We start from the raw sequence: 25,878 nt of genomic DNA, 5'->3' as shown, positions 1-25,878 counted from the left end.
CATGAACGTGCATGATATTATTATTCGTCCCTTGGTTACTGAAAAGAGTATGGACGATATGGAACAAGGAAAATACACCTTTGTTGTTGCTCGTGGAGCGAACAAGTCTGAAATCAAAAAGGCAATTGAGCAAATTTTCGATGTGACCGTTGACCGTGTCAATACCATGAACATGCGTGGCAAAATGAAGCGTCAAGGAGCCAACCAAGGCCGCAGACCTTCTTGGAAAAAAGCCATTGTGAAGTTGACAGAAGACTCCAAGTCCATCGAGTTTTTCGAAGGCATGCAATAAGATAAGGAGGAATTCAAATGGCGATTAGAGGGTTTAAACCCACCACTCCTGCTCGTAGACAAATGACTGTTTCAACATTTGAAGAGATTACTACGAATAAACCTGAAAAATCTCTTGTTGTTTCATTAAATAAACATTCCGGTCGTAATGCACATGGCCGAATCACTAGCAGACACCGTGGTGGTGGAGCAAGAAAAAAATACCGTATCATTGATTTTAAGAGAAACAAGGATGGCATTCCAGGACGTGTTGCTACGATTGAATACGATCCAAACAGAACTGCCTATATTGCTCTTATTAACTATGCAGACGGAGAAAAAAGATACATCCTGCAACCTGTTGGTTTAAAGGTAGGGGATGAAATTGAATCCGGAGAAGAAGCAGATATCAAGGTTGGAAATGCTCTTAAATTAAAGGACATCCCAGTAGGTACTGTTGTTCACAATATTGAATTGATTCCCGGAAAGGGTGGCCAAATGGCACGTTCTGCAGGAACAAGTGCCCAATTAACAGCCAAGGAAGGCAAGTATGCCAACCTTCGTCTCCCCTCCGGTGAATACCGTCGTGTCAGCATTGAATGTCGGGCAACTGTGGGACAAGTTGGAAATGTATCCAACGAATTGATTACCCTTGGTAAGGCCGGTCGTAAACGTCACATGGGCATTCGTCCACATGTACGTGGATCCGCCATGAACCCGGTAGACCATCCACATGGTGGTGGGGAAGGTAGAACACCAATTGGTCGTCCATCTCCAATGACACCATGGGGTAAAAAAGCTCTGGGCTTGAAGACACGTAAGAAGAATAAAAAATCCGACATGTATATTGTACGTCGTCGTAAGAAATAGTTGAGAGGAGGATATCCATGAGTCGTTCATTAAAAAAAGGACCTTTTGCAGATGAGCATCTATTAAAAAAGGTTGACGCTTTAAACGAAAAAAACGAAAAGAAAGTTATTAAGACATGGTCACGTCGTTCCACCATCTTCCCAGAAATGGTCTCTCACACTATTGCTGTCCACGATGGTCGTAAACATGTGCCTGTATATATCACAGAAGATATGGTTGGTCATAAATTAGGTGAATTCGTACTAACTAGAACTTTCCGTGGCCACACTGCTGATAAGTCTACTACGGTAAAATAAGGAGGGAAAAATGGAAGCAAAAGCTATTGCAAAGTATGTTCGTATTTCCCCACTAAAAGTTCAATTCATCTGTAATGAAATTCGTGGGCTTCAAGTTGATGAAGCACTGGCAAAATTAGAATTTACAACAAAACGTGGGGCAAAAGAATTATATAAAGTATTAAAATCTGCTGTTGCAAATGCAGAAAATAACTTAAGCTTGGATCGTGCAGATCTTTATGTAAAAGAAGCTTATGCCAATGATGGCCCTACTATGAAGCGTTTTCGCCCAAAGGCTAAGGGGATGGCATATCCTATCTTAAAGAGAAGTAGCCACATCGGCGTAGTTGTAGCAGAGCGGGAATAAAGGGGGTTTAGACATGGGTCAAAAAGTAAATCCGAAGGGACTTAGAGTTGGCGTCATCAAAGATTGGGACTCCAAATGGTATGCAAAAAGCAAAGACTTCGGGGAACTTTTATTAGAAGATAATAAAATTCGCAAATACGTGAAAGAATCTCTTTTCCAAGCTGGAATCTCCAATATTCAAATCGAACGTGCTGCGAATAAGGTAAAAGTAACTGTTTACACTGCAAAACCTGGTATGGTCATTGGCCGCGGGGGAGCAGGTGTTGAAGAATTAAGAGCAGAATTAGAAAAAAGAACCAAGAGAAGTGTTGTTGTCAATGTTGAAGAAGTTAAGACTCCAGATATGGATGCTCAACTTGTTGCAGAAAACATTGCTTTTTCCTTGGAACGCCGGGTTTCATTCCGTCGTGCTATGAAACAAGCCATCCAACGCACCATGCGTTTGGGAGCCAAGGGGATCAAAACTTCTGTTGCCGGTCGTTTAGGTGGAGCGGACATGGCTCGTACTGAAGGGTATAGTGAAGGAACTATTCCTCTACAAACTCTTCGTGCAGACATTGACTATGGATTTGCTGAAGCGGATACTACCTATGGTAAGATCGGGGTAAAAGTTTGGCTGTACAAGGGAGAAGTTCTTCCTGAATTTAAAGGAAACAGACCAAGCAATCGTCGTGATAACAAACGCGGTTTTGACCGTGATAAGAGAGATAATAAGGATCGCAGAAACCGTCGTAGGCCTTCAAACAACAGAAGACCTCAAGATGGGGATCGTGCTTAATCCAAGGAAGGAGAGACGCTTATGTTAATGCCAAAAAGAGTGAAATATCGTCGTGTTCATCGAGGCAGAATGAAGGGCAATGCCAGTCGCGGTAATACCTTAACATACGGTGATTACGGCATCCAAGCCTTGGAACCTTCTTGGATCACCTCGAACCAAATAGAAGCTGCCCGTCGTGCAATGACTCGGTACATCCGTCGTGGTGGGAACATTTGGATTAAAATTTTCCCAGACAAACCGGTTACTGAAAAGCCAGCTGAAACTCGGATGGGTTCAGGTAAAGGGGCTCCAGCTTACTGGGTCAGTGTAGTAAAGCCAGGTCGTGTTTTATTTGAAATGAGTGGAGTAAGTGAAGAAACTGCTCGGGAAGCTATGCGGTTAGCATCTAACAAACTTCCAATCAAAACACGTTTTGTGGCTCGTTATGAAGAAAAGGATGGTGAATCAAGTGAAAGTTAAGGAAATTCGCCAATTGTCAACAGAAGAACTAACCAACAAGGTAGCGGAACTTAAGAATGAACTGTTCAACCTACGCTTTCAACTAGCAACAGGTCAATTGGATAATTCATCTTCGATTCGCCTAGTAAAAAAAGATATTGCTCGTGTTAAAACCATTCTTAGAGAACGTGAGCTGGATTTAGGGAAGGAGGCATAATCAATGGAAAGAAACGCAAGAAAAGTTATTTCAGGAATTGTTGTCTCCGATAAAATGGACAAGACAATTGTTGTATCAACCACAACCTTTAAGACACATCCTATTTACGGGAAACGCTTCAAAAAGACGTCTAAATTCAAGGCTCATGATGAAGAAAATACAGCCAAAATAGGTGATCGCGTTCGCTTGATGGAAACAAGACCCCTGTCTAAGGACAAACGGTGGAGACTTGTTGAAATTCTTGAACGTGCTAAGTAAGTTTTTTTGATAAGGAGGTTTTTATGTTACAACAAGAATCTAGAATGCGCGTTGCTGATAACTCCGGTGCAAGAGAACTCTTAGTTATTAAGGTCCTTGGTGGAACCAATCGCCGTATTGCCAATATTGGTGATGTTGTTGTATGTAGTGTAAAGCATGCAATTCCAGGCGGGGTCGTGAAAAAGGGACAAGTAGTTAAGGCAGTTATTGTCCGTTCAACAAAGGGAATCCGTCGCCAAGATGGAAGTTACATCCGCTTTGATGACAACGCAGCCGTTATTATAAAAGATGATAAGAGTCCGGTAGGAACTCGTATCTTTGGGCCAGTTACTCGTGAACTTCGTGGAGACAACTTTATGAAGATCATTTCCTTGGCTCCAGAAGTACTCTAGGAGGTGTCGCATTGAAAATTAAAAAAGACGATACAGTCATCGTAATTTCCGGAAAAGATCGTGGTAAAACCGGAAAAGTTAAAAGCGTGCTTCCAAAAGAAGATAGGGTTATTGTTGAAGGTGTCAACATGGTGACTCGCCATATTAAACCACGTGGACCCCAAGAACCCGGCGGAATTAAAAAATCAGAAGCACCCATCCACGTATCCAATGTTATGTACTATGATGCAAAGTCTAAAAAAGGCGTGCGGATTGGATATCAAGTTGAAGATGGTAAAAAAGTTCGTATTATGCGTCCCGCTGGTACGAAGATAGACAAGTAAGGAGGCTGAAATGGAATCCAGATTAAAAGAAAAATATGATGGAGAAGTAAAAGGCTTCCTAATGGACACATTTGAATACAAGAATGTTATGCAAGTTCCAAAGCTTGAAAAGATTATTGTAAACATTGGTGTCGGTGAAGCAAAAGACAATCCAAAAGCTTTAGAATCAGCTGTAAAGGACTTAAGAACCATTACAGGTCAAGCGCCCATGGTCACCCATGCAAAAAAATCCATTGCTAACTTTAAGTTAAGAGAAGGGCAAAAGATTGGTTGCAAGGTCACTCTTCGTGGTCAAAAGATGTATGACTTCTTGGATAAGTTAATGAATATTGCCCTTCCTCGGGTTCGTGACTTCCGCGGAGTGAGCAAGACTGCTTTTGACGGTCGTGGCAACTACTCTTTAGGGATCAAGGAACAATTAATTTTCCCTGAAATCGAATACGATGAAGTGGATGCCCTAAGAGGGATGAATGTTGTCATTGTTACAACAGCTGAAACAGATGAAGAAGCTAAGGTGTTCCTGGAAAAGATGGGAATGCCATTTACGAAGGAATAAGGAGGTATCTTGTGGCAAAAAAATCTATGATTGCAAAGCAAAAAAGAAAACCGAAATTTTCAACAAGAGCCTATACACGTTGTAGCATTTGTGGAAGACCTCATGCGGTACTTCGTAAGTATGGCATTTGTCGCATATGCTTCAGAAAGTTGGCCTACCGCGGGGAAATCCCTGGCGTTCGTAAGGCCAGCTGGTAACCGAAAGGAGGAAGTTCTATGATGACAGATCCTATAGCAGATATGCTTACAAGAATTCGCAATGGAGCCCATGCAAAACACGCAACAGTGGATGTACCAAGCTCAAATGTGAAAAAAGGAATTTCGGATATTTTATTAAGAGAAGGTTATATCAAAAACGTTGAAGTTATCGAAGATAACAAGCAAAATGTTTTAAGAATAACTTTAAAATACAGCGATGAAGGAGAAAAAGTAATCTCCGGCATCAAAAGAATCTCTAAACCGGGCTTACGTGTTTACGCTCAAGCAAATGAAGTGCCCAAGGTACTGGGTGGTTTAGGAACAGCAATTATTTCAACATCAAAGGGTCTTTTAACAGACAAGGAATGTCGCAAAGAAGGCATTGGTGGCGAAGTAGTATGTTACGTATGGTAGTCTAGGAGGTGTAGATATGTCTAGAATTGGAAAAAAACCAATTGATATTCCAAGCGGTGTAACCGTCACTATTTCTCCAGACAATGTGGTTGAAGTCAAGGGTCCAAAGGGTACTTTAACACAAGCCATCGATCCACACATGGAGATTAGCCAAGAAGATGGTCAAATCATCATTCAAAGAAGTGACGATAAAAAGAAGACCAGAGCAAGCCACGGCCTAAGTCGCTCCCTAGTAGCGAACATGGTTGAGGGTGTAGCCAATGGATATCAAAAAGAACTTGAAATCGTTGGAACTGGATACCGTGCTGCGAAAAACGGCAACAAGTTATCCTTAACATTAGGATTTTCACATCCTTTAGAATTAGATGCACCGGAAGGAATTACTGTAGAAGTTCCATCTGCAAACAAAATTACCATTTTCGGAGCAGACAAGCAAAAAGTCGGCGCTTATGCAGCCTATGTTCGTAGCTTCCGTAGCCCAGAACCCTACAAGGGCAAGGGAGTTAAGTATGTAGACGAACACATCCGTCGTAAAGTTGGTAAAACAGGTAAATAGAAAGGAGAGATTTTATGATTAAAAAGATAGATCGGAATGCGAACCGTAAAAAACGCCATGCCCGAGTTAGAAATAAAGTCTCAGGAACAAGCGAAAAGCCAAGACTTTCTGTTTATCGTTCCGATGCACACATCTATGCGCAATTAATTGATGATGTAGCCGGCAACACACTGGCCCAAGCATCGACCTTAGATGGGTCTTTAAAGCTTGATAGCACAAAGAATATGGAGGCTGCAAAGGCAGTTGGAACCCTAATCGCAGAACGTGCTAAAGAAAAGGGAATCGAAGAAGCAGTTTTCGACCGGTCAGGTTACATTTATCACGGACGTATAGCAGCCCTTGCTGAAGCAGCAAGAGAAGCCGGACTTAAATTCTAATAAAGGAGGGAAATTCTTGAGACGTACTAAAATAGACGCAGGTGAATTAGATTTAGAAGAACGCGTTGTGTCCATTAGCCGTGTAGCTAAGGTTGTAAAAGGTGGACGGAACTTCCGTTTCAGCGCCTTAGTGGCAGTGGGTGACCACAATGGTCATGTGGGCATTGGTACAGGAAAAGCCTTAGAAGTTCCTGAAGCAATTCGCAAGGCAGCACAAAACGCTCGTAAAAATCTTGTTTCAGTAAGCTTACTAGACTCATCAATTCCTCACGAAATTTATGGAGTGTCTGGAGCTGGAAAAGTATTTTTAAAACCAGCAGCACCTGGTACCGGGGTTATTGCCGGTGGACCAGTGCGGGCTGTGTGCGAACTAGCTGGAATTTCAGATATTCGTACCAAAAACATTGGTTCAAACAATCCTAGAAATACCGTTAATGCAACAATGGATGCTCTTACCCGGTTAAAAACTGCAGAAAATGTAGCAAAACTTCGTGGCAAGAGTGTAGAAGAAATTTTAGGATAAGGGGGTTCATCAATGGAAACAATTAAAATTAAATTGATTAAAAGCCCTATTGGACGCACAAGCAAGCATAAAAAAACAGTCAAGGCCCTTGGCTTTTCAAAAGTAGGCCAAGTTGTAGAAAAACAAGACACTCCTCAAATTCGAGGAATGATCAGCGCCATTGACTATATGGTTGAAATCGTAGATTAAGGAGGTGCATGATGAAATTACATGACTTACACCCAGCAGAAGGTGGCGGTGTCAAGGCAAAAAAACGTGTAGGCCGAGGACCCGGATCTGGTACAGGAAAGACATCAGGACGTGGTCACAAGGGTCAAAATGCACGCTCCGGTGGTGGCGTACGCCCTGGATTTGAAGGGGGCCAAATGCCATTGTTCCGTCGTTTGCCAAAACGCGGTTTTACAAATAACTTTAGCAAACAATTTGCACAAATTAATGTTTCTGCATTAAATTGCTTCAAAGATGGAGATACAGTGAACCTGGACAGCCTGGCTGAAAGAGGACTTGTCAACAAAAACAAGGCCAAAGACGGTTTAAGAGTCTTAGGAAATGGAGACTTAACTGTAAAAGTAACTGTTCAAGCAGCCCACTTTACAAAATCTGCAAGTGAAAAGATTGAAGCGGCTGGAGGAAAGGCTGAGGTGATCTAATGTTGCAGACTATCAGAGATGCGTGGAAAGTACCGGAAATTCGAAAAAAGATGATCTTTACTCTTTTAATGCTGGTAGTCTATCGCATTGGCGCAAATATTCCGGTGCCCTTTGTAGATAGAGCATATATTGCAAAATTATTATCTCATGGACAAAGTAGTTTGTTCGGATTTTTAGATTTAATGGCAGGGGGAGCAGTGAGTCGGTTTACGATTTTTGCTGCAAACATCTATCCCTACATTACCGCATCAATTGTTCTGCAACTTTTGACCATTGCAATTCCAAGCCTGGAAGCACTTTCTAAGGAAGGTGAAACAGGCCGTAAAAAAATTGCAAAATACACAAGATATCTATCTGTAGTTCTAGCCTTAGTTACAGCATTGGGTTATGTTTATGGTGCTTTCTCTAAAGCTGTCTTAGCAAATGGATTCTTAGAAAACTTAGTCGTTGTATTATCTATCGTAGCCGGTTCTTGTTTCTTAATTTGGATTGGCGAATTAATTACAGAACGAGGCATAGGAAACGGAATTTCCTTAATTATCTTTGCCGGTATCGTATCTCGATTCCCAGCAGATATTTTCAGATCTGCTGCAGCCGTTGTTGCAGGTCGAGCATCCGTTGTCTTTTTGATTCTATTTATAATCATTGCCCTGGCTATCGTCGTTTTCGTTGTAACCTTAAACGAAGGAGAACGTCGGATTCCAGTTCAATATGCAAAGCGTGTTGTAGGTCGGAAAATGTATGGCGGACAATCTACCCATATTCCCATCAAGGTTCTTATGAGTGGGGTTATGCCCATTATCTTTGCCAATTCCATCATGGCCATGCCACAAACCATTGCGCTCTTTAGACCGAATTCCGGTTTTGCAGCCTTTGTAACCAAGTGGTTCTCACCAGGAGGAAATTGGTTGGGTATCAGCATCTATTCAGCCTTGACCATTATCTTGATTGTCTTCTTTACTTTCTTCTATACCACTATCCAATTCAATACAGTGGAATATTCCAAAAACTTACAACAAAATGGTGGATTTATTCCAGGCATCCGTCCCGGACGGTCTACCAGTGATTATTTAAGTCGGACAGTAAACCGCTTAGTCTTCCCAGGCGGGATTGCCTTATCCATCCTAGCCGTTCTTCCCTACTTTTTAACAAAATCCAGTGGAATGAGCTTTAACTTCGGTGGAACAAGCATGATCATCGTAGTGGGAGTTATTCTTGAAACAGGTCGAGTTATCGAACAACAAATGCTAATGAGACACTATCGAGGATTTTTAAAATAGGAGGAAGTCATGCGACTTATTATCGTAGGCCCACCAGGAGCTGGGAAGGGCACCCAAGCAGAATCAATTATTAAAAAATATCAAATTCCACATATCTCAACAGGAGATATTTTAAGAGAAAACATTAAAGAAGAAACGGATTTAGGACTGGAAGCAAAAAAATACATGGACCAAGGAGACTTGGTACCGGACCATTTAGTTGTGGCCCTAGTTCAAGATCGTTTAACTCGTAAAGACTGTGAAAATGGATTTTTGCTAGACGGATTTCCAAGAACAGTAGCCCAAGCAGTTTCCCTAGATGCACAACTGAAAAAAATGGGCATTAAATTAGATCGAGTTGTCAACATGGAAGTAGACGAAAAGCTCTTAGTTGAACGGGCAGTCGGCCGTAGAATTTGTAAATCCTGCGGAGCAACCTACCATGTTAAAAACAACCCTCCCAAAAAAGAAGGCACCTGTGATGTCGATGGAGGCCAATTGATCCAAAGAGCGGACGATACGGAAGAAACCGTAGCAAACCGCATCAAGGTCTATAAGGAACAAACATCACCTCTTATTGACTACTACAGAGCCCAAGGATTACTTTTAAACATCGATGGGTCCCAAGACATTGACCAAGTATTTGATCAAATTGTAAAGGGATTGGCTTAAGCCAATGCGAACCACAAGTGAGATTCAGCAAGGACAAGTAGTACGGTCTTTAGCCGGAAGAGATAAAGATCGCTACTTTCTTGTTCTGGAAGTTGTGGACCAGACCTATCTCCTTCTAGTGGACGGCAAGTTGAGAAAACTGGCCAGGCCCAAGAAAAAGAAGGTCCAACACGTGCAAATTTTAAAGCAAGACCTGGACCTAGACCAAGAAGGATTAAACGATAGCAAGATTCGTAAAGCATTAAAAGCATTCAATGAACCAAGGAGGGTTTAAATTTGGCAAAAGATGATGTCATAGAAGTGGAAGGGATCGTAACCGATGCCCTACCCAACACCAACTTTAAAGTAGAGTTGGAAAATGGACATGAAATTCTGGCACATATCTCCGGGAAACTACGTATGAACTATATCCGTATTCTACCAGGAGATCGTGTAACCGTAGAGTTATCTCCTTATGATTTAAGCAGAGGTAGAATTACTTGGCGTAACAAGTAACAAGGAGGGATACAATGAAGGTAAGACCATCTGTAAAAAAGATGTGTGAAAAATGTAAGATTATTAAGAGAAAGGGTCGCATCATGGTTATCTGTGAGAACCCAAAACATAAACAAAGACAAGGTTAAGGAGGTGTAACACTCATGGCAAGAATTGCAGGTATTGACTTACCCAGAGAAAAAAGAGTGGAAATTGGCCTAACCTATATCTTCGGGATTGGACGCTCCACAGCACAAAAAATTCTGGATAAAACTGGAATTGACTACAACACACGTGTAAAAGATTTGACAGAAGCTGAAGAAGCAGCTTTACGTGATGAAATCGATCATTACACCGTAGAAGGGGATTTACGTCGCGATGTTGCAATGAACATCAAACGTCTACGTGAAATCAACTGCTACCGTGGAATTCGTCACCGTCGTGGACTTCCGGTACGTGGACAAAAGACCAAAACCAACGCTAGAACTCGTAAGGGTCCTAAGAAATTAGTATCCAAGAAAAAATAGGAAGGAGAAGTAAGATTGGCTAAACAAAAAACCACAAGAACACGTCGTCGTGCTCGTAAAAATATCGAAAAAGGTCAAGCTCATATTGCTTCGACTTTCAACAATACAATGGTTACCCTAACCGATGTTAGCGGTAATGTTATTTCCTGGGCATCTGCAGGACAATTAGGCTTCCGTGGATCACGTAAGTCCACTCCATTTGCAGCCCAAGAAGCAGCCCAAGAAGCAGCTGAAAAAGCAAAAGAACATGGATTAAAATCCGTAGAAGTCTTCGTAAAAGGACCTGGATCTGGACGTGAAGCAGCAATCCGTTCACTTCAAGCCTCAGGACTTGAAGTAACCATGATTAAAGATGTCACACCGATTCCACACAATGGTTGTAGACCACCAAAACGTCGTCGCGTTTAATTGTGTTGTAGAATACCCGTAAAGGAGGGCGAGCAATAGTGTTAGAGATTGAAAAACCGGACATTGAAATACAAAGCTTAAGTGAAGATGGAAAAATGGGTCGGTTCGTCGTAGAACCCTTAGAAAGCGGCTACGGAATCACCATTGGAAATTCCTTAAGAAGGGTCCTCTTGTCCTCATTGCCAGGAGCCGCAGTTTCTTTTGTGAACATCCGAGGCGTTGAACATGAATTTGCTACAATTCCAGGAGTATTAGAAGACGTACCGGAATTAATTCTAAACATTAAAGAAATTGTCTTAAAATCTCATATCGACGAACCCGTCCATATCACCATTGAAAAGACAGGGGAAGGCGAACTGCTGGCAGGAGATATTCAAACGGGTATTGATGTTGAAATTATCAATCCGGACCACCATATTGCAACCTTAAACGAAGACGCCAACGTCTTTATCGACCTAACCGTTGAAAGAGGTCGTGGATACGAACCCAGCGAATTGAAAAAAGATGAAGTCACACAAATTGGGGTCATCCCCATTGACTCCAACTACACCCCAATTCGCAGAGTCAACTGGAAGGTAGAAAACACAAGAGTTGGACAAAGAACAGACTATGACCGTTTAATTTTAGATGTAGAAACCGACGGATCCATGCCTGCCGATGAGGCAGTATCCTTGGCCGCCAAGATTCTGACAGAACATCTAAACCTCTTTATAGGCCTAACGGACCATGTCAGTGACGTCAACATTATGGTGGAAAAAGAAGAAGACCAAAAAGAAAAAGTTCTGGAAATGACTGTAGAAGAACTGGACCTTTCTGTGCGTAGTTTCAATTGCTTAAAAAGAGCAAACATCAATACTGTAGAAGAACTTACACAAAAAACAGAAGAAGATATGATGAAGGTCAGAAACCTGGGGAAAAAATCCCTAGAAGAAGTCCAAAATAAACTAGAAGATTTAGGACTATCCTTAAAAGAATCGGAAGAGTAAGGGGGAAATCATGGCAACACTTAGAAAACTAGGTCGTCCAACAGCCCATCGTAAAGCTATGCTTCGGAACCTAACAACAGACGTACTTGCAGAAGGACGGATTACAACAACCGTAACCCGGGCCAAAGAAACACGTCGTCTTGTTGATAAAATGATTACCTTAGGCAAACGTGGTGACTTACATGCAAGACGCCAAGCCTTGGCATACATTTATGATGAAGATGTTGTGACAAAACTTTTTGAAGAAATTGCACCAAAATACGCAGACCGCAATGGTGGATACACCCGGGTCTTAAAAATGGGACCACGCCGCGGAGACTCTGCTGAAATGGCAATTATCGAATTAGTTTAAGATCCATTCATAGAAAAGAGGTTCTATAATAAATGTTGGGGTCCCCCTAGACTCCAACATTTATTTTTTGCCATAAAAAATGCACTTATCTCTTTTTTCCTTTACAATAAAGTTACCACAACAAAATGAAAGGGTGAGATAAGTGCAAAACTATACTAACACAAATCTATTGAATTTAAAAGGTGTCTCTATTGACGAGGTGGTCTCTTTTGATGATCACATTGATGTAAAACTCCATTCTTTATACAAGGAGGGACTTTGTCCTGTTTGTGGGCATAAGACCTCTCGCATCCATGATTATCGTCTGCAAAGGATCCAACATACGCCCATTGGCTTGCGGAAGGTCTTTCTTTTTCTTCGGAAGAAGCGCTTTGTTTGTCCTCATTGTCAGAAGCGTTTTTATGAGTCTTTGGATTTCTTAGCTCCTTATTCTAGACGGACTAAGGATCTCCACTTCTTTATCCAAGACCAATTAAAACAGGTCCGGTCTTTATCTTCTATTGCCAAGGACTTGGGTTTATCTTCCTCTTGTCTCACAAGCTATCTAAAGTTGGCTCCAAGGAGGCGGCCAAATCTTCCTCGGGTCTTAAGTATGGATGAGTTTAAGGGAAATGCTGGTGGGGATAAATACCAATGTATTTTAGTGGATCCAATCCATCACCAGGTACTGGATATTTTACCCTCTCGACGAAAGAAGGCTTTAATGGACTACTTTTCTTCTTTTCCCAAGGAAGAACGAAGAAGGGTGAAGTATGTGGTTATGGATATGAGTCATCTTTTCTACGCCGTCTTAAAGGAATTCTTCCCTCAGGCAACCTTCATTGCGGATAAGTTTCATTTTGCCAGACAAGTCTTTTGGGCCTTAGAGAATGTCCGCAAGACACGACAAAAGGCAAGGGATGCAAAGTATCGTCTCTACTTTAAACGGTCCAAGTCCATCCTACGGAAAAAAGGCAGTCGGCTAAGCCCCGAAGAAAAAGAAAAATTGGAGCTAATGCTTTGGCAAGACAAGGAAATCAAAGAAGCTTATCTCTTAAAAGAACGCTTTTATGACGTCTTAGATGCCTCCAGCAAAGAAGAAGCAAGACAGGCCTTAGACAAGTGGCTGTGGGTTGCTAAAGAAAGTGGATTAAAGGAATTTAAAGCCAGTATTCGGGCCTATGAAAACTGGAAAGAAGAAATCCTAAACGCCTTTTCCACAGGCATCACCAATGGACAAACAGAAGGCTTTAACAACAAAATCAAAGTGATTAAACGGGTTTCCTATGGGTATCGGAATTTTGAGAACTTTAAGAGTCGCATTTTAATGGTCTTTCGAGCATAAGAAAGGGGCGAGAATGAATCTCACCCCAACATTTGACAAAGAGCCAGAAAAGATAAGGGACCTGCCTGGCAGGTTCTTTTTTTCAATCCAGATAAAGTATTGTAATAGGCAGAAAAAACCACTACAATAAAAGAAGCAAAAGAGAAAGGAAAAGGACATGGACGATAAAAAAAGTTTATCCGCCCCGGGCCCAGTGGCCCTAGCCCGGACAAGGACTGACTCCTTACATAAAGCAAGAAAGCCATGGAAGCTCCTTGGGGAAGAAAGGTCCCCGGGAGGTAGGCAGCCATGACCCTTAAACAAAAAAACATCCTCTATATCCTCTTTACCTCCCTCTTGTGGGGGTTAAATGGAAACATGGGAGCCTATCTTTTCCGGACCACCAACCTCAGCCCAGCAGGCCTTACCGCCATGCGGCTTCTTTTTGGTGGGGCCCTACTCCTGGGATTAACCCGGGCCTCTGGCCAGGACATTTTCGACATCCTAAAGACCAAGTCCAACCTGGTTTGGCTGGCTCTCTACGGGATTTTCGGCCTCTTTGTCATGCAATTTGCCCTCTATGCCTGTATCTTTTATTCCAATGCCCCTACAGCCTGTCTCTTGCAATACTGCGGAATCTTCCTGGTGATTTTTTATTCCGCCGTCTTTATGAAGGTGCCGCCCCAAAAAATGACCTGGATCGCCCTGGTCCTGACAGTGGTTGGAGTGGTCCTCCTCCTAACCAAGGGGGACTTTAACCAGCTCCATATTTCAGGAATCACCCTCTTGACAGGCTTTATCGCCATGTTGGGCTACACCGTCAGCAATATTGTCCCCCTGCAATTAACCCTGCGCTATCCCACAAAAATTGTGGCCGGCTGGGCCATGGTTATTGGGGGCCTCTTTATGGTCCTGGTCTGCATCTTAAGGCAAGAAGCCCTGCCGGACCTGGGTGGATTTTCCCTCTTGGCGGCCCTCTATTGTGTTATCTTTGGCACAGTGGTACCCTTTAGCCTATACCTGGCCAGCCAAAGGGTCGTAGGCCCCACCATTGCATCCCTGTTGGGCCTAACCGAGTCCGTTTTTTCCACAATCTTTAGTATTTTTTGGCTCAAGGAAGTCTTTTCCCTGACAGACCTCTTGGGCATGACCCTAATCTTTATTGGGGTCGTTCTCATGAGCTTGCCAGACGAATTTTGGCAAAAACCCCGCCTGTCCGGGAAGGTCTTGCCGGCAGAAAAGAATCCAAGAAAATCCACAGGCTAGGCCAGCTTTTTGTTGAATTAGCCGTATAAATATGATAAAATCAATATATTATGAAGTAGTAGAGGAGGTCACTATGCGTACACTTTTATCCGTTATCATTGCAATTGCATGTTTAGTTGTTATTGTAGCCGTCATGCTGCAAGAATCCAAGCAAGCGGGTCTAGGTACCTTGGACGGGTCCGCCGATTCATCTTGGGGGTCCTATGCAGGGACAAGCCGCAAGCAAATGCTTGAAAAAACAACCTTGATCGCATCCATTGTGATGATTGTTGCGCTCATTGCAGTTGCAGCACTGTAAGTAAATATTTTTAGAGGGGAGTAAACTATGAACATTTTAATTATTGCAGCCATAGTGGGTGTACTTGCTCTCGTTTTTGCTCTATACAAGGCATCCTTTGTAGGCAAGCAAGACGAAGGCAGCGACCGGATGAAGGAAATTGCCGGTCATATCCACGATGGGGCAATGGCATTCTTAAAGAGAGAATACCGATCTCTTATTATTTTTGTTGTCGCTTTATTTATTATCCTAGGTATCGGCATTTCATTTAAAACAGCCGTTTGCTTTTTAATCGGAGCCCTATTTAGTGTTTGTGCAGGTTATATCGGCATGAACGTAGCCACAAAGGCCAACGTTCGGACAGCCAATGCAGCCTACCAACATGGAATGGGAAAAGCCCTAGACATTGCCTTTTCAGGTGGTGCGGTTATGGGACTTTGCGTTGTTGGACTTGGAATTATCGGAATTAGTATCTTATATTATATCTTCCAAGATGCAAATATCATCACCGGATTTTCCCTAGGAGCTTCATCCATCGCCCTTTTTGCCCGGGTAGGTGGAGGAATCTACACCAAGGCAGCCGACGTTGGAGCTGACCTGGTAGGAAAGGTTGAAGCAGGAATCCCAGAAGACGACCCAAGAAACCCGGCTGTTATTGCCGATAACGTTGGAGACAACGTAGGGGACGTTGCCGGAATGGGAGCCGACTTATTCGAATCCTATGTAGGAGCCCTTTTGTCCGTGATTACCCTGGGAGTTGTATCCCATGCTGAAGCCGGCGTATCTTACGGAATCGGCATTGCAGCAGTAGGGATCCTGGCCTCTGTTGTATCCATGTTCTTCGTTCGTGGAGACAAAAACCCACAAAAAGCCCTGAACATGGGAACCTATATTGCCAGTATCATCACCATTATCGTATCTGCCATCTTGGCCAACCACTTCTTCGGGGACTTAAAATTCTTTATTCCCGTTATCGTAGGAGTTTGCGTAGGCTTGATTATTTCTAAAATTACAGAATACTACACAGCAGACCAATACAAACCCGTTCGTCACATTGCCAAAGAATCCGTTACTGGAGACTCTACCAACATCATTGCCGGCCTATCCGTTGGGATGATGTCCACTGTTGGACCCATCATTGTCCTGGCCATTGGAATCATCCTGGCCTACAACCTGTCTGGTGGAACAACAGAAGCCATTGACGGCCTTTACGGGATTTCCCTGGCTGCAGTAGGAATGTTGGCCACCACCGCATCCACCATTGCTGTAGATGCCTACGGCCCCATTGCCGACAATGCCGGTGGGATTGCCGAAATGTGTGAACTACCAGAAGAAGTACGGGAAATTACAGACTCCCTAGACTCTGTTGGAAACACCACAGCAGCCATTGGTAAGGGATTTGCCATTGGGTCCGCAGCCCTGACAGCCCTATCCCTTTTCGTATCCTATATTCAAACCACAGGCTTGACAGGAATCGATATTTCTAAACCCGCCGTTATCGCTGGGACCTTCATCGGAGGGATGCTTCCCTTTGCCTTCTCAGCCCTAACCATGTCAGCAGTAGGAAATGCTGCCGGAGCCATGATTGACGAAGTTCGTCGTCAATTCAAAGAAATTCCCGGCATTATGGAAGGAAAAGCAGCACCGGAATACGCAAAATGCGTAGACATTTCCACAGGAGCAGCCCTGAAAGAAATGATCGTTCCCGGAATGATTGCCGTAATCGTTCCAATCCTAGTTGGCGTTTTAATCGGTACAGAAGCCCTGGGTGGTCTCCAAGCAGGAGCCCTCATTACAGGGGTTCTTATGGCCATCTTTATGTCCAATGCCGGTGGAGCTTGGGATAATGCAAAGAAATACATCGAAGGTGGAGCCCATGGAGGAAAAGGAACTGTAGCCCACAAGGCAGCCGTAACAGGCGATACAGTAGGTGACCCCTTTAAAGATACCTCTGGCCCATCCTTGAATATCTTGATTAAATTAATCACTGTTGTATCCTTGGTCTTTGCACCCCTATTCATCCACTTTGGAGGAATTCTCTTATAAGAAAGACCCCAAGACCATAAGAAAATTAAAATCGACATGGAGCCTAGGCCCATGTCGATTCTTCTATTCCCGAATCCCAAGGAGGAAAACATGCCATCTGAAAATCTCACCAACCTCATCATCCTCTTTTTTAGCTTTTCAGTCCTGGGTTGGATGATAGAAGTTAGCTTAAAATTCATAGACTTTGGCCGCTTTATCAACCGGGGCTTTTTCATTGGCCCCTATTGTCCCATCTACGGCCTGGGGTCCATCCTCATCATCCTGGTGACCCAAAACTTCCGAGAACATTCCCCAGCCCTGGTCTTTTTAATTTCCCTCCTGGTTTGCGGCCTGGTGGAATACCTGGTTTCTTACTTTTTGGAGGCAAGATACCATGCCAGGTGGTGGGACTATAGCAACCGGCCCATGAACCTCAACGGGAGAATTTGGATTGGCAACCTGGTCCTATTCGGCCTGGGAGGTCTGGCCATAGACCGAGTCTTTGAACCCTGGATTATGGACGGGCTGGCCTTGATGCCCTTAGTTTGGAAACAAGGCCTGGCCCTTGCCATTGTCCTGGTTATGCTGGTGGACCTCTTGATGTCCTACTTCGTCATGAAGCTGGTCAAGGTCAATGTAGAAGGATCCAAGGCCGACAACACCCAGGCCATCCGGCAAGAAATGAAGGTCCTGGTAACCAATAAAAACATCCTTTACCGGCGCTTTATCAACGCCTATCCCGATGTAAAATACCGGACAGACCGGATTAAGGCCAAACTCAGAGAATTTGACCTGGAAAGCAAGCGGATTAAAGAGGCCATTGAAGAAAACATCGACCTTGAAAAAGCCCAACTCAAGGCCGACCTGGAACCTACCAACCTCTTAAAAACCCAAATCATCCAAAGGCAAGGAGACCTGATTCAGCTCTTGGAGGAAGGACAAGATCCGGAAGCCATCCAGGCCTTGAAGGAAGAAATCCAAGACAAAAAAGAAATCCTCAACCGCCGACGTCGCCGGCTCCACTTGGAAGAAATCCATTAAAAATTGGATAGGAAGCAAGCTCCGAAGCCCCTGAGGCTCCGGAGTTTTTTTATGACCCAAGTCAAAAAAAGAACAATTTTTCATAAAAGCAAACAATTTTCCTAAAAGAATTGTAATGTGAACCAATAAAGTATAAAATATAGAGATAGGGTATCTTACCCTAAATATAAAAAGAAAGGAGGGAGAGAAATGAAGAAAAAATTGAGGCAAGTATTAACGACAAGCTTTTTAACCCTATGCTTAGCCGGGACCATTTATGCCAACCCTGAAGAGGGGAAAGAGGCCCTGATGCCTACAAGTCCATCTATTCATACAGCCTCTCCAATCCAAACCCAGCCAGGATCTGGTAACAAGCAAGACCTAGGAGGGACTCCGGAAGACCAAAAGCCCATGGCAGATCCATCTTCTAAGGAGCCTGACGAAAATCGAGTAAGTAAGCCCGACGAGACCGAAAAAGGGGAAAACCCAAAAGCGGTAGAAGCAGCCAGCAGTCAGCCGACACCTTCAGAAGAAGCCAAGGCCCCTGGCCAAAGTAGACAGGCCAATCCGGTCCCGGCCCCAGGTTCCCAAGAGAATCCAAGTCCGGCTAATCCGGACCCAGGTCAAGGGCAAGCATCTGATCCAAAAGGGGAAGACAAAAAAGACAAGCCACAAGTGGACCCTAAAGGGGATAAAGGCTTAAGCGACTTGCAAGAGCAAATTGACAAGGCAAACGCTGCAAAAGACACTAAAACAGAAGCTGCACTTCAAAAGGAATACAATGAAAAGCTCTTTAAGAAGATTGAAGAAACTGGATCCGATAAGTATGCAGATGATACAGCCAAGCGCCTAACAGACAAGGATCAAATTGCCCTGTATAACCAAATCAAGGAAAAGAAAAAAGAACTTGATGAAAAGTTGGAAAAAGGAACTTTAACAACAAAAGATGTTAATGACTTCAATGAACTTTTGGGAAAATTTACACCGCCAAGAGCCCTTACAGGGGATGAAAAAGACGCTGTAAACAAGCTTCAAGAAACACCCTATGTTCCTGGAGTTACAAAGGATGAGGGAAATCTTTACGATACCTATGATAAGGCAAAAAAAGCCTTAGAAGCTGCTCTTGACCCCAGTAAAGATCCACTTAAAAAAGAAGACTTGGACAAACTCGTTCAAGCCTTTAAGGATGCTGAAAAAGCTTTAATTGAGGGGATTAGATCAGGTAAAGTCACTCCAAATTATGCAAAAGGTGATCCTGAAATTTATATTTACCCACTAGACAGCAATGGAAAAGCTAATAAGGAACCATTGAAGAATAAGGAGACTTATTACATTCCTGACGATACTGGCCTAGACCTCTTATTCCAAGTTAATAAGAATGACCAGCCGAAAGAATTTACTTTTACAATTAAAAATTTGGAAAAAGTAGGAAATCCAACCCTACCAAAAGTAGAGAAGGATAATTTAAAGAGCCTGGTATTTTTAAATGGAAAACCAGTTGAACTGAAAGACAATGGTGACGGGACTTATTCATTTACTACAACAGAAGCAAACCAAAACTTTGGGATTGCCCAGTTGAAGTTCAATATGCCTGGCTTTAGGGCATCCTTCCACGAAGGATTTAAACTTACGCTTGAAGGTACTGGTGGTGCCAATAAAGTTGAAACTACCTTCTTAATTACCAAGAAGGGCTACGAAGACTACACCAACCTCAACGGAAAGGGACTCCAAAAACCAGGTAAAGAAAAACCAGGTGAAAAAGAGGACATTCCAGAAATTGATGGAGGAGCAACTGAGGACAATATTGTCGACCAAAACACAAAAGAGCTCCATGATTTCTTTGTAGAACTCAAAAAGAACAATGCCTACATTGACGACGTCTTAGTGAACTCAGCCAATGGAAGGTCATTACCCTTATCGTCTGTGGACATTACCATTACTGCACCAAAAAACTTTAATGGAAACTTTGCAGACTTTATTCATAAGTCAGGACTTAACTACCATGACAATGGAAATGGAACGTATACCTTAAAATTAAACTTAGAAAAGTTTAATAAGAAAAACTTCTCTGTAGATGAAAAAGGCAATCTAATGTACGATGGGCAACCCATTGAAAACAAAAAACTTACAGATGCTATCCTAGAATCAACTGAAGGTAAAAAATACCTTGATGAAAATGGTAAAGAACATGATATAACAACAACAACTGTTCTTGAAGGTACACTTGGTGAAGGAGCTAATGCAGTAACTTACCAAGTTAGACTGGACAAGGACCATAAGGTTCAAAGCCTTTGGAAAAAGAATGCTGATGGTTCTTACGAAAAGCTTGGAGACTTCAAAGAAGGAAAAGTTACTGCTAACGGCAGAACCTATGAAGTCCGTGGTAACGACTTAATTTCCTATAAAAAGGAAAATGAAGTTTACGAAGGCAATGTTTCTAATGACAAAGAAGGCAAGGCAGATCCAACTGTTACACCAACTTTTGAAGGAACACAAGTTACAGTTAAAGAAAAAGGCAAAGATAAAACTTCCTACGGTGGAACCATCGTAGAAGATAAAATTTTCCAAAAAATTGGAAAAGACGAATATCGCTACCTTATCAATCAAACCGGCTTAAAAAGAACAGACAAAGCTTGGGTTGATGGAACTGGGAAAGAAGTTACAGAAGGAACTGCTGGGGCAAGACCAGTTGAAAAAGCAGTATTTAAAGAAGTTACTAAAGATGGTAAAGTTGAATACTATATCGTTGATGGCTTAGAATACAAATCAGGTCTAAACCTGATTGACAAGTTTGGTCGTCTCATGAATAACATTACTGTTGAAAAAGATGGCGATAATTACACCTTTACTCATGCTATTAAGAAAGATGAGAAAGGGAAGGCATTAAAGATAGAAGCCAAAAAAGAAAAAAGCGGCAATGTTTGCAAAGTCACCTATGGTGATAGAACCATCACAGTTGGACAAAACAAAGAAACAATCTTTGTTGACAATACAAACTACATTGTCAATGATGGTCATACAGCCAAAGTTGGTCACTACTACTATGACAAGGAAAAAGATCAATTTGTATCAATAGACAAAAAAGACGTTATTGGTGACAAGTACTACCAAGACCTTAAAAAGTCTGAAAAGCTTGAAAGAAAAACCATAGAAACTTATGATAACGGCAACAAGGTAATTACTGATGACAAGATTCAAAGATACTATGGCAGCCTTGATCCCAAGGAATACTTTGAAGTTGAACGCAGAACTTATGTTAAAAAAGGTTCAGGTGCTCAAACTTACCTAGAAAGTGCCGATGGTAAAGATGCAAATATTATTGCAGGCTTCGATAGTCAAGCAGTTGTTCAAACTTTAGGCGAAGGAGATAAGGCTAAAAAAGTTATCACCAATGAAACAGATATTTTTGACGCAGTGCAAAATGCAAAATTTGCCTTTAGGTATCCTGGCTTCCTAGCTGGTAAGGACATTGTTTACAGTGCCAAAGCTCAAGTGAAAGCTTATTATAAGGATCCTAACCAAAACAACACAGAAGTTTCTATTTTTGGAGAAGAAAATTCTAAGACAGTAACTAGGTACTTTACACTAAAGACCAATGACATTACAAATCCTAGATTCTTTAAGAACAAACCAGAAGAATTTGAAAAATATGGTATTCCAAACTACAACTTCTTCAATATCTTCTATAGGGATTCCACTGACCGTCAAAGAGATAACTTACTGAAACCTTTATTAAAAGAAAAAGAAGTATATGACGGAAAAACTGAAGACGAAAAGAAGAAGGTAGATGAAGAGACTCTAAATAAGTTAAAACTTCTTGAGACTATCCAAAAAGAATTGAAAAACCGCTTTGAGGGAGCACAATTTGCCTTAAACAATGAAGGCGAAGTTGTCATCCAAGACAAAGATGAACAAGTTATCAAAGAAGAGGAAGTAAACAAAATGCGGTCTCTACTTTGGGAAATCGGCTTTACATCGAAAAAAGGCGACTTGTTATTCCCAGAAGACAGAGACACCTCCATCGTAGTAGAAGACTACAATATGGACAACCGTCTAGTCTATGATGAAATTATCATCAATGACACAAAAGAAAACTGGAAAAAGGCTAAAGATAAAAAAGACCCAACACAAGCTCAAGAAGCATATGATGCTGCCAAAAAAGCAGTAGAAGAAGCTGAAGAAGCCTATAAAGCTAATAATAGTGAAGCTAATAAGAAAGCTCTTGAAGAAGCGAAAGAGACTCTAAAGGAAAAAGAAGAAGCTCTTGATAAAGCAACCTTCAAAGGCACTGACCAATACTTCTTCTTAGACCAAATCGATAACATTCGTTTTGGTGTAAGCAGGGGCTATCTTGATGGCGACTTTATAGCTGTTGGAAAAGACTTTATGATTACAAGAAAGCAAATTGAAGATGCTCTAGGTTATAACACAGAAGCTGTTACAGATGATAAGACAGAAACTGAACTTACACTTGGACCAAAAGAACCAAAAGATAAGACATTTACTGTTAAACTGACACGTGACACAGAAAAGGGACAAATTAGAATTAAGGTTCTCAAGGCCTTCTATCAAGAGAATAAAGAGTATTCTAAAGATGACAAAGCTAAAGATAATAAATTCTACAGTCCAGTCCAAGAAGCTTACGAAAAACAACGTAACGACTTTATTGAACATGCTGACAAGTACTTTAAGGCTGAAGCTAAAGATAGTGCAGAAGCAACAAAAAAAGCCTTCCAAGAATCTTTTAAAAAGTTCATAATACAAACCTATGATGCAAGAAGTGACTGTTTTGGAACTTTGAGCCATCTCTTTGAAGAAAGACTTAAAAAAGTTTCTACAAAAGATGCAAATGGCAAGGATAAAACTCCAGATGCAATTGCAGAAGAATTAGCAGATATCAGAAATGCCATGGTTAAGGCAATGGACACCATGGATCTTAAGTATCTTGATCCAAGCAAGGGCGACTACAAGTTTGACGATATGCGTTTCAACGCTATCCGGGTTGAATTAAAACCCAACATGGTTATCGGTGGTGCTATGACACCCCAAAGAACCAAGAAGTTTGGCATCACTTCCGTTATTGTTCCAGATGTGGACATTCCTTACACCGATGAATTCGGCAAGCCAATGACAAATAAGGATATGTACCTTAACAAGTTTATTAAGGAAGTAGTAAATGATGAAAAATTCACTAAAACAATAGATGGATTTGATAAGGATAACTGGAATACAAAAGAAGAATCCTATGTTAAGGTTATGGAAGAAGCCTACAGAAGACTGAACGAAAAGTATGAGTCTAAGATTGTTCCACTTGTTACAGCAAGTGGCGAAAAAGAAAAATTTGCTTGGAACAAGTACACTATTAAAAAAGGCAATGAACTTGAATCAGGAGACTTATCCATTGATGGTAAGCCACTGATGGATCCAAAAGGTGGCCGAATCAATCCTTTGTATATCCTAACGGAAGAAAAGGATAAGGATGGAAATCCTGTAAAAGATAAGGATGGAAATCCTGTAAAAGATAAGGATGGAAATCCTAAGACAAAGCTTGTAAAAATTACTGATCTTGTAACAGATAAAGAAGTAAAAGAAACTCTCAATCAAAAGTATGGCAACAAGCCAATTGACTTAATTGCCTACTATATGATTAAGGATGGCTACAACAGACCAACCTTTAAAAACTTTGCCCAATACAAGCTACCCAAGCAAAAGCAAGGTCCTGGCATCTATGGCGAAGACAACAACTGGAAGGAAAAAATCTGTCATTCTGGTATCATTGGCAAGTGTATTGAAATGTCCGGTGGAGACCAAGAGCCTCCAACACCTGGCAAGAATGCTAAGGGTGACGACGGCTTTAAGGCCAACGATGACATAACCATCGATTATCCAGAAACAGACGATAAACCGAATGAAGAACATCCAGAGGTAAAGAAAGAGTCTGATAAAAAGAATATCGATCTTTCTGAAAAAGACCAAAAGATCAACTTTACCATTGGTGTCAGCGTCAACCAAATGACCAAGACAGAAAAGCAAATCTATGATGCAGAAACTGGTAAGACGAGCCAAATCAAAGACGGAGACTATTCAGCCAATGGTCACTACAGATACCAAGATGGCACCTTGATTATGGACATCCTACCAAATATCTTTAAGCTTTCTAATGGTGAAAAAATTGAACTTAAAGTTCATTCTGACAAATTAATTAGCGGTGGATCATTTGAAAATGAAGAAGCCGTTAATAAGTGGAAAGCAGGCATCAAGTACCAATATGTTGAAGACCTAAAAGCTTATATCGATGGCTTAAAAGATCCAAAGCAAAAAGAATTATTGCAAAAAGCCTATGATAAGGCAGTTAAAGATGGCGAAAAAGTTCAAGCTGTTATCGCTTGGCTACCAGCCTTTGATGCACCTACTGGAACTACAAAGCACTTTACCTTTAAGCTAAACAATGTCCTAGTGGACAAGAAAGAATTTAAAGACTATATTGGTAAAGGAAATGGGATTGGTGAAATTTATACCAACCATGCTATCTTTAAAGACAATGGAAAAGTTTACTATGCAAGCACAGATATTACCATCAAAAAGGATAAGGAAGGCAGCGTTGATAAGTTTCTGAGAATCTATGATGAAAAAGGAAAAATTATCAATGGAAAAACTGCCAAGGAATGGTTCAAGGGCAATGCTAAGTTGAAATTTGGCGACAAATTTGACTACAAGCTTGTCTATAAGGCTGAGACTGATATCGAAGATACCAGCCGTGTAGGTGAAAAGCTTATAAAAGTTGAACTTAAAGACCTATTTGAAGGAAGAAAGGGCTTTAAGCCAGTTCTCAATGACTTTGTCCAAGTTCAAGACAAATACAAAGATAAATTTATCATCAAGTATCAAATTGGTAAAAACCAATACACTCAAGAAGAGCTTGAAAAAGCAGGCTTAAAGTTAAAAGATGTTACAGGTATCTTTGTCAAATCAGCAGATGGCGGCGTTAATGCCGGTGAAGCTCCTGAATTTATCCTACCCATGATGGTTCCAAACCTGGATGCTAAAATTGAAGACGGAAAAGTTTTCTATATTGGCACAGACGGAGAAAAGCATGAACTTGGTGATGCAAAAGACTTCTTTGACCTAAAGAAACTATTGGATTCAGGGGCTGAAATGGCCTTTGAAAACAAAGTAGAAGGTTTCAACACAGTTACTGTCTACCTTGAAAAGGAACGCTTTATCAAGGTCTTCAAGGAATTCCTAGATGGTCATGGCCAAAAGCTAAAGAATCTTGATAACTTAGAAGCTAAGTTTGACATCTACCAAATCATTGAAGAAAATGGTGTCAAGAAGCGGGTTAAGGTCGGTCAATTAACGGCCAACAAGGCCAATGACTTTACCGACATGCTGGACCACCTACCCATCTTTAAGAAGACAACCACCATTGATGAAAAGGGTAATGTTAAAGTAGAAGAAGTCAAGTATGACTATGAACTTCAAGAAGTTCCCATGGCTGGATTTGAAGGTAAGGTTTGGCAACTGAAGGACGATGAGGGTCTTGGTTTTGTATGGAAGGCTGAAAACACTGAAAAGCCTGAAAGACCACCCCACAATCCACCGGAAGAACCCAAAACTCCACCGGAAACTCCACCGGAAGAACCGGGAAAACCACCGGAAACTCCAGGGGAAAAACCCAAGTATCCTCAAGATATTCCTGGGGACACGCCGGGTAAACCGCGTAAGCCACGGACTCCAAACAATTTGCCAAAGACGGGTCTTGTAGAAGACTTAGGCCTTGTATATTTAAGTGGACTGGCTCTTGTGGGTCTGGTCCTCTTGAGAAAAAAATATTTTCTAGACTAGGAG

At 41.8% G+C, this 25,878-nt stretch carries 33 protein-coding genes; all 33 read left to right on the top strand.

What is annotated here, in order from left to right; all coding sequences use genetic code 11:
- Position 1: 1 nt before the first annotated feature.
- The gene (gene rplW / locus BQ7400_RS05810; RefSeq protein ID WP_034437535.1) at positions 2-292 is read left to right on the top strand and encodes a 50S ribosomal protein L23; all 291 of its coding nucleotides are present in this window, start codon (positions 2-4) and stop codon (positions 290-292) included.
- 17 nt (positions 293-309) lie between these two features.
- Positions 310-1,140 (top strand): 50S ribosomal protein L2, encoded by an 831-nt coding sequence (gene rplB / locus BQ7400_RS05805; RefSeq protein WP_072469759.1) that lies wholly within the window; start codon positions 310-312, stop codon positions 1,138-1,140.
- A gap of 17 nt (positions 1,141-1,157) precedes the next feature.
- Complete coding sequence (gene rpsS, locus BQ7400_RS05800; RefSeq protein WP_034437538.1) at positions 1,158-1,436, top strand: 30S ribosomal protein S19; 279 nt, start codon at positions 1,158-1,160, stop codon at positions 1,434-1,436.
- A gap of 10 nt (positions 1,437-1,446) precedes the next feature.
- Entirely contained in the window at positions 1,447-1,782 is a 336-nt protein-coding gene (gene rplV, locus BQ7400_RS05795) for a 50S ribosomal protein L22 (protein ID WP_009430009.1), read from the top strand.
- Positions 1,783-1,795: 13 nt separating this feature from the next.
- Positions 1,796-2,560 carry a 30S ribosomal protein S3 gene (gene rpsC, locus BQ7400_RS05790; protein ID WP_034437540.1) on the top strand — a complete coding sequence of 255 codons (765 nt, stop codon included), beginning with the start codon at positions 1,796-1,798 and terminating at the stop codon, positions 2,558-2,560.
- 21 nt (positions 2,561-2,581) lie between these two features.
- On the top strand, positions 2,582-3,019 hold the full coding sequence (gene rplP, locus BQ7400_RS05785; protein ID WP_034437541.1) for a 50S ribosomal protein L16: 438 nt from the start codon (positions 2,582-2,584) through the stop codon (positions 3,017-3,019).
- Positions 3,009-3,215: a 50S ribosomal protein L29 gene (rpmC, locus tag BQ7400_RS05780; protein WP_009431684.1), complete on the top strand. Its 207-nt coding sequence runs from the start codon at positions 3,009-3,011 to the stop codon at positions 3,213-3,215. The genes rplP and rpmC overlap by 11 nt, the downstream gene beginning before the upstream one ends.
- 3 nt (positions 3,216-3,218) lie before the next feature.
- Entirely contained in the window at positions 3,219-3,473 is a 255-nt protein-coding gene (gene rpsQ / locus BQ7400_RS05775; RefSeq protein WP_009430854.1) for a 30S ribosomal protein S17, read from the top strand.
- Between the two features lie 23 nt (positions 3,474-3,496).
- Positions 3,497-3,865 carry a 50S ribosomal protein L14 gene (gene rplN, locus BQ7400_RS05770; RefSeq protein ID WP_034437542.1) on the top strand — a complete coding sequence of 123 codons (369 nt, stop codon included), beginning with the start codon at positions 3,497-3,499 and terminating at the stop codon, positions 3,863-3,865.
- An 11-nt stretch (positions 3,866-3,876) separates the two neighbouring features.
- Positions 3,877-4,188 (top strand): 50S ribosomal protein L24, encoded by a 312-nt coding sequence (gene rplX / locus BQ7400_RS05765; protein ID WP_034437543.1) that lies wholly within the window; start codon positions 3,877-3,879, stop codon positions 4,186-4,188.
- A gap of 10 nt (positions 4,189-4,198) precedes the next feature.
- Positions 4,199-4,744 carry a 50S ribosomal protein L5 gene (rplE, locus tag BQ7400_RS05760; RefSeq protein ID WP_034437544.1) on the top strand — a complete coding sequence of 182 codons (546 nt, stop codon included), beginning with the start codon at positions 4,199-4,201 and terminating at the stop codon, positions 4,742-4,744.
- Between the two features lie 11 nt (positions 4,745-4,755).
- Entirely contained in the window at positions 4,756-4,941 is a 186-nt protein-coding gene (locus BQ7400_RS05755; protein ID WP_072469758.1) for a type Z 30S ribosomal protein S14, read from the top strand.
- A gap of 18 nt (positions 4,942-4,959) precedes the next feature.
- A complete protein-coding gene (rpsH, locus tag BQ7400_RS05750; protein ID WP_034437546.1) occupies positions 4,960-5,355 on the top strand; it encodes a 30S ribosomal protein S8 in 396 nt (131 codons plus the stop codon).
- Between the two features lie 16 nt (positions 5,356-5,371).
- Positions 5,372-5,911: a 50S ribosomal protein L6 gene (gene rplF, locus BQ7400_RS05745; protein ID WP_072469757.1), complete on the top strand. Its 540-nt coding sequence runs from the start codon at positions 5,372-5,374 to the stop codon at positions 5,909-5,911.
- Between the two features lie 14 nt (positions 5,912-5,925).
- Positions 5,926-6,288 carry a 50S ribosomal protein L18 gene (rplR, locus tag BQ7400_RS05740; RefSeq protein WP_034437548.1) on the top strand — a complete coding sequence of 121 codons (363 nt, stop codon included), beginning with the start codon at positions 5,926-5,928 and terminating at the stop codon, positions 6,286-6,288.
- 16 nt (positions 6,289-6,304) lie between these two features.
- On the top strand, positions 6,305-6,811 hold the full coding sequence (rpsE, locus tag BQ7400_RS05735) for a 30S ribosomal protein S5 (protein ID WP_034437549.1): 507 nt from the start codon (positions 6,305-6,307) through the stop codon (positions 6,809-6,811).
- Positions 6,812-6,823: 12 nt separating this feature from the next.
- Complete coding sequence (rpmD, locus tag BQ7400_RS05730; protein WP_034437551.1) at positions 6,824-7,000, top strand: 50S ribosomal protein L30; 177 nt, start codon at positions 6,824-6,826, stop codon at positions 6,998-7,000.
- 11 nt (positions 7,001-7,011) lie between these two features.
- Positions 7,012-7,461 carry a 50S ribosomal protein L15 gene (gene rplO / locus BQ7400_RS05725; protein WP_072469756.1) on the top strand — a complete coding sequence of 150 codons (450 nt, stop codon included), beginning with the start codon at positions 7,012-7,014 and terminating at the stop codon, positions 7,459-7,461.
- Positions 7,461-8,741 carry a preprotein translocase subunit SecY gene (secY, locus tag BQ7400_RS05720; protein ID WP_034437554.1) on the top strand — a complete coding sequence of 427 codons (1,281 nt, stop codon included), beginning with the start codon at positions 7,461-7,463 and terminating at the stop codon, positions 8,739-8,741. The genes rplO and secY overlap by 1 nt, the downstream gene beginning before the upstream one ends.
- A gap of 9 nt (positions 8,742-8,750) precedes the next feature.
- Positions 8,751-9,392 carry an adenylate kinase gene (locus BQ7400_RS05715; protein ID WP_034437555.1) on the top strand — a complete coding sequence of 214 codons (642 nt, stop codon included), beginning with the start codon at positions 8,751-8,753 and terminating at the stop codon, positions 9,390-9,392.
- A 4-nt stretch (positions 9,393-9,396) separates the two neighbouring features.
- A complete protein-coding gene (locus tag BQ7400_RS05710) occupies positions 9,397-9,666 on the top strand; it encodes a KOW domain-containing RNA-binding protein (RefSeq protein WP_072469755.1) in 270 nt (89 codons plus the stop codon).
- Positions 9,667-9,668: 2 nt separating this feature from the next.
- On the top strand, positions 9,669-9,887 hold the full coding sequence (gene infA / locus BQ7400_RS05705) for a translation initiation factor IF-1 (protein WP_009430442.1): 219 nt from the start codon (positions 9,669-9,671) through the stop codon (positions 9,885-9,887).
- 14 nt (positions 9,888-9,901) lie between these two features.
- On the top strand, positions 9,902-10,015 hold the full coding sequence (rpmJ, locus tag BQ7400_RS05700) for a 50S ribosomal protein L36 (RefSeq protein ID WP_008900988.1): 114 nt from the start codon (positions 9,902-9,904) through the stop codon (positions 10,013-10,015).
- Positions 10,016-10,030: 15 nt separating this feature from the next.
- Complete coding sequence (rpsM, locus tag BQ7400_RS05695; protein ID WP_034437557.1) at positions 10,031-10,393, top strand: 30S ribosomal protein S13; 363 nt, start codon at positions 10,031-10,033, stop codon at positions 10,391-10,393.
- 15 nt (positions 10,394-10,408) lie between these two features.
- Positions 10,409-10,801, top strand: a complete 393-nt coding sequence (rpsK, locus tag BQ7400_RS05690) for a 30S ribosomal protein S11 (protein ID WP_009431471.1) — start codon at positions 10,409-10,411, stop codon at positions 10,799-10,801.
- 38 nt (positions 10,802-10,839) lie between these two features.
- The gene (locus tag BQ7400_RS05685) at positions 10,840-11,787 is read left to right on the top strand and encodes a DNA-directed RNA polymerase subunit alpha (RefSeq protein WP_034437558.1); all 948 of its coding nucleotides are present in this window, start codon (positions 10,840-10,842) and stop codon (positions 11,785-11,787) included.
- 10 nt (positions 11,788-11,797) lie between these two features.
- Entirely contained in the window at positions 11,798-12,139 is a 342-nt protein-coding gene (rplQ, locus tag BQ7400_RS05680; protein WP_034437559.1) for a 50S ribosomal protein L17, read from the top strand.
- Between the two features lie 169 nt (positions 12,140-12,308).
- On the top strand, positions 12,309-13,463 hold the full coding sequence (locus BQ7400_RS05675) for an ISL3 family transposase (protein WP_180371962.1): 1,155 nt from the start codon (positions 12,309-12,311) through the stop codon (positions 13,461-13,463).
- 288 nt (positions 13,464-13,751) lie between these two features.
- Positions 13,752-14,708, top strand: a complete 957-nt coding sequence (locus BQ7400_RS05665; protein WP_034437560.1) for a DMT family transporter — start codon at positions 13,752-13,754, stop codon at positions 14,706-14,708.
- Between the two features lie 73 nt (positions 14,709-14,781).
- On the top strand, positions 14,782-15,006 hold the full coding sequence (secG, locus tag BQ7400_RS05660; RefSeq protein WP_034437561.1) for a preprotein translocase subunit SecG: 225 nt from the start codon (positions 14,782-14,784) through the stop codon (positions 15,004-15,006).
- Between the two features lie 27 nt (positions 15,007-15,033).
- On the top strand, positions 15,034-17,031 hold the full coding sequence (locus BQ7400_RS05655; RefSeq protein WP_034437562.1) for a sodium-translocating pyrophosphatase: 1,998 nt from the start codon (positions 15,034-15,036) through the stop codon (positions 17,029-17,031).
- A gap of 90 nt (positions 17,032-17,121) precedes the next feature.
- Complete coding sequence (locus BQ7400_RS05650; protein WP_180371961.1) at positions 17,122-18,051, top strand: putative ABC transporter permease; 930 nt, start codon at positions 17,122-17,124, stop codon at positions 18,049-18,051.
- Between the two features lie 189 nt (positions 18,052-18,240).
- On the top strand, positions 18,241-25,875 hold the full coding sequence (locus BQ7400_RS05645) for a hypothetical protein (RefSeq protein WP_072469751.1): 7,635 nt from the start codon (positions 18,241-18,243) through the stop codon (positions 25,873-25,875).
- Positions 25,876-25,878 lie beyond the last annotated feature (3 nt).

The sequence above is a fragment of the Urinicoccus massiliensis genome (assembly GCF_900120405.1).
Classification (GTDB): Bacteria; Bacillota; Clostridia; order Tissierellales; family Peptoniphilaceae; genus Urinicoccus; species Urinicoccus massiliensis.
This window is presented reverse-complemented; position numbering and strand designations above follow the sequence as displayed.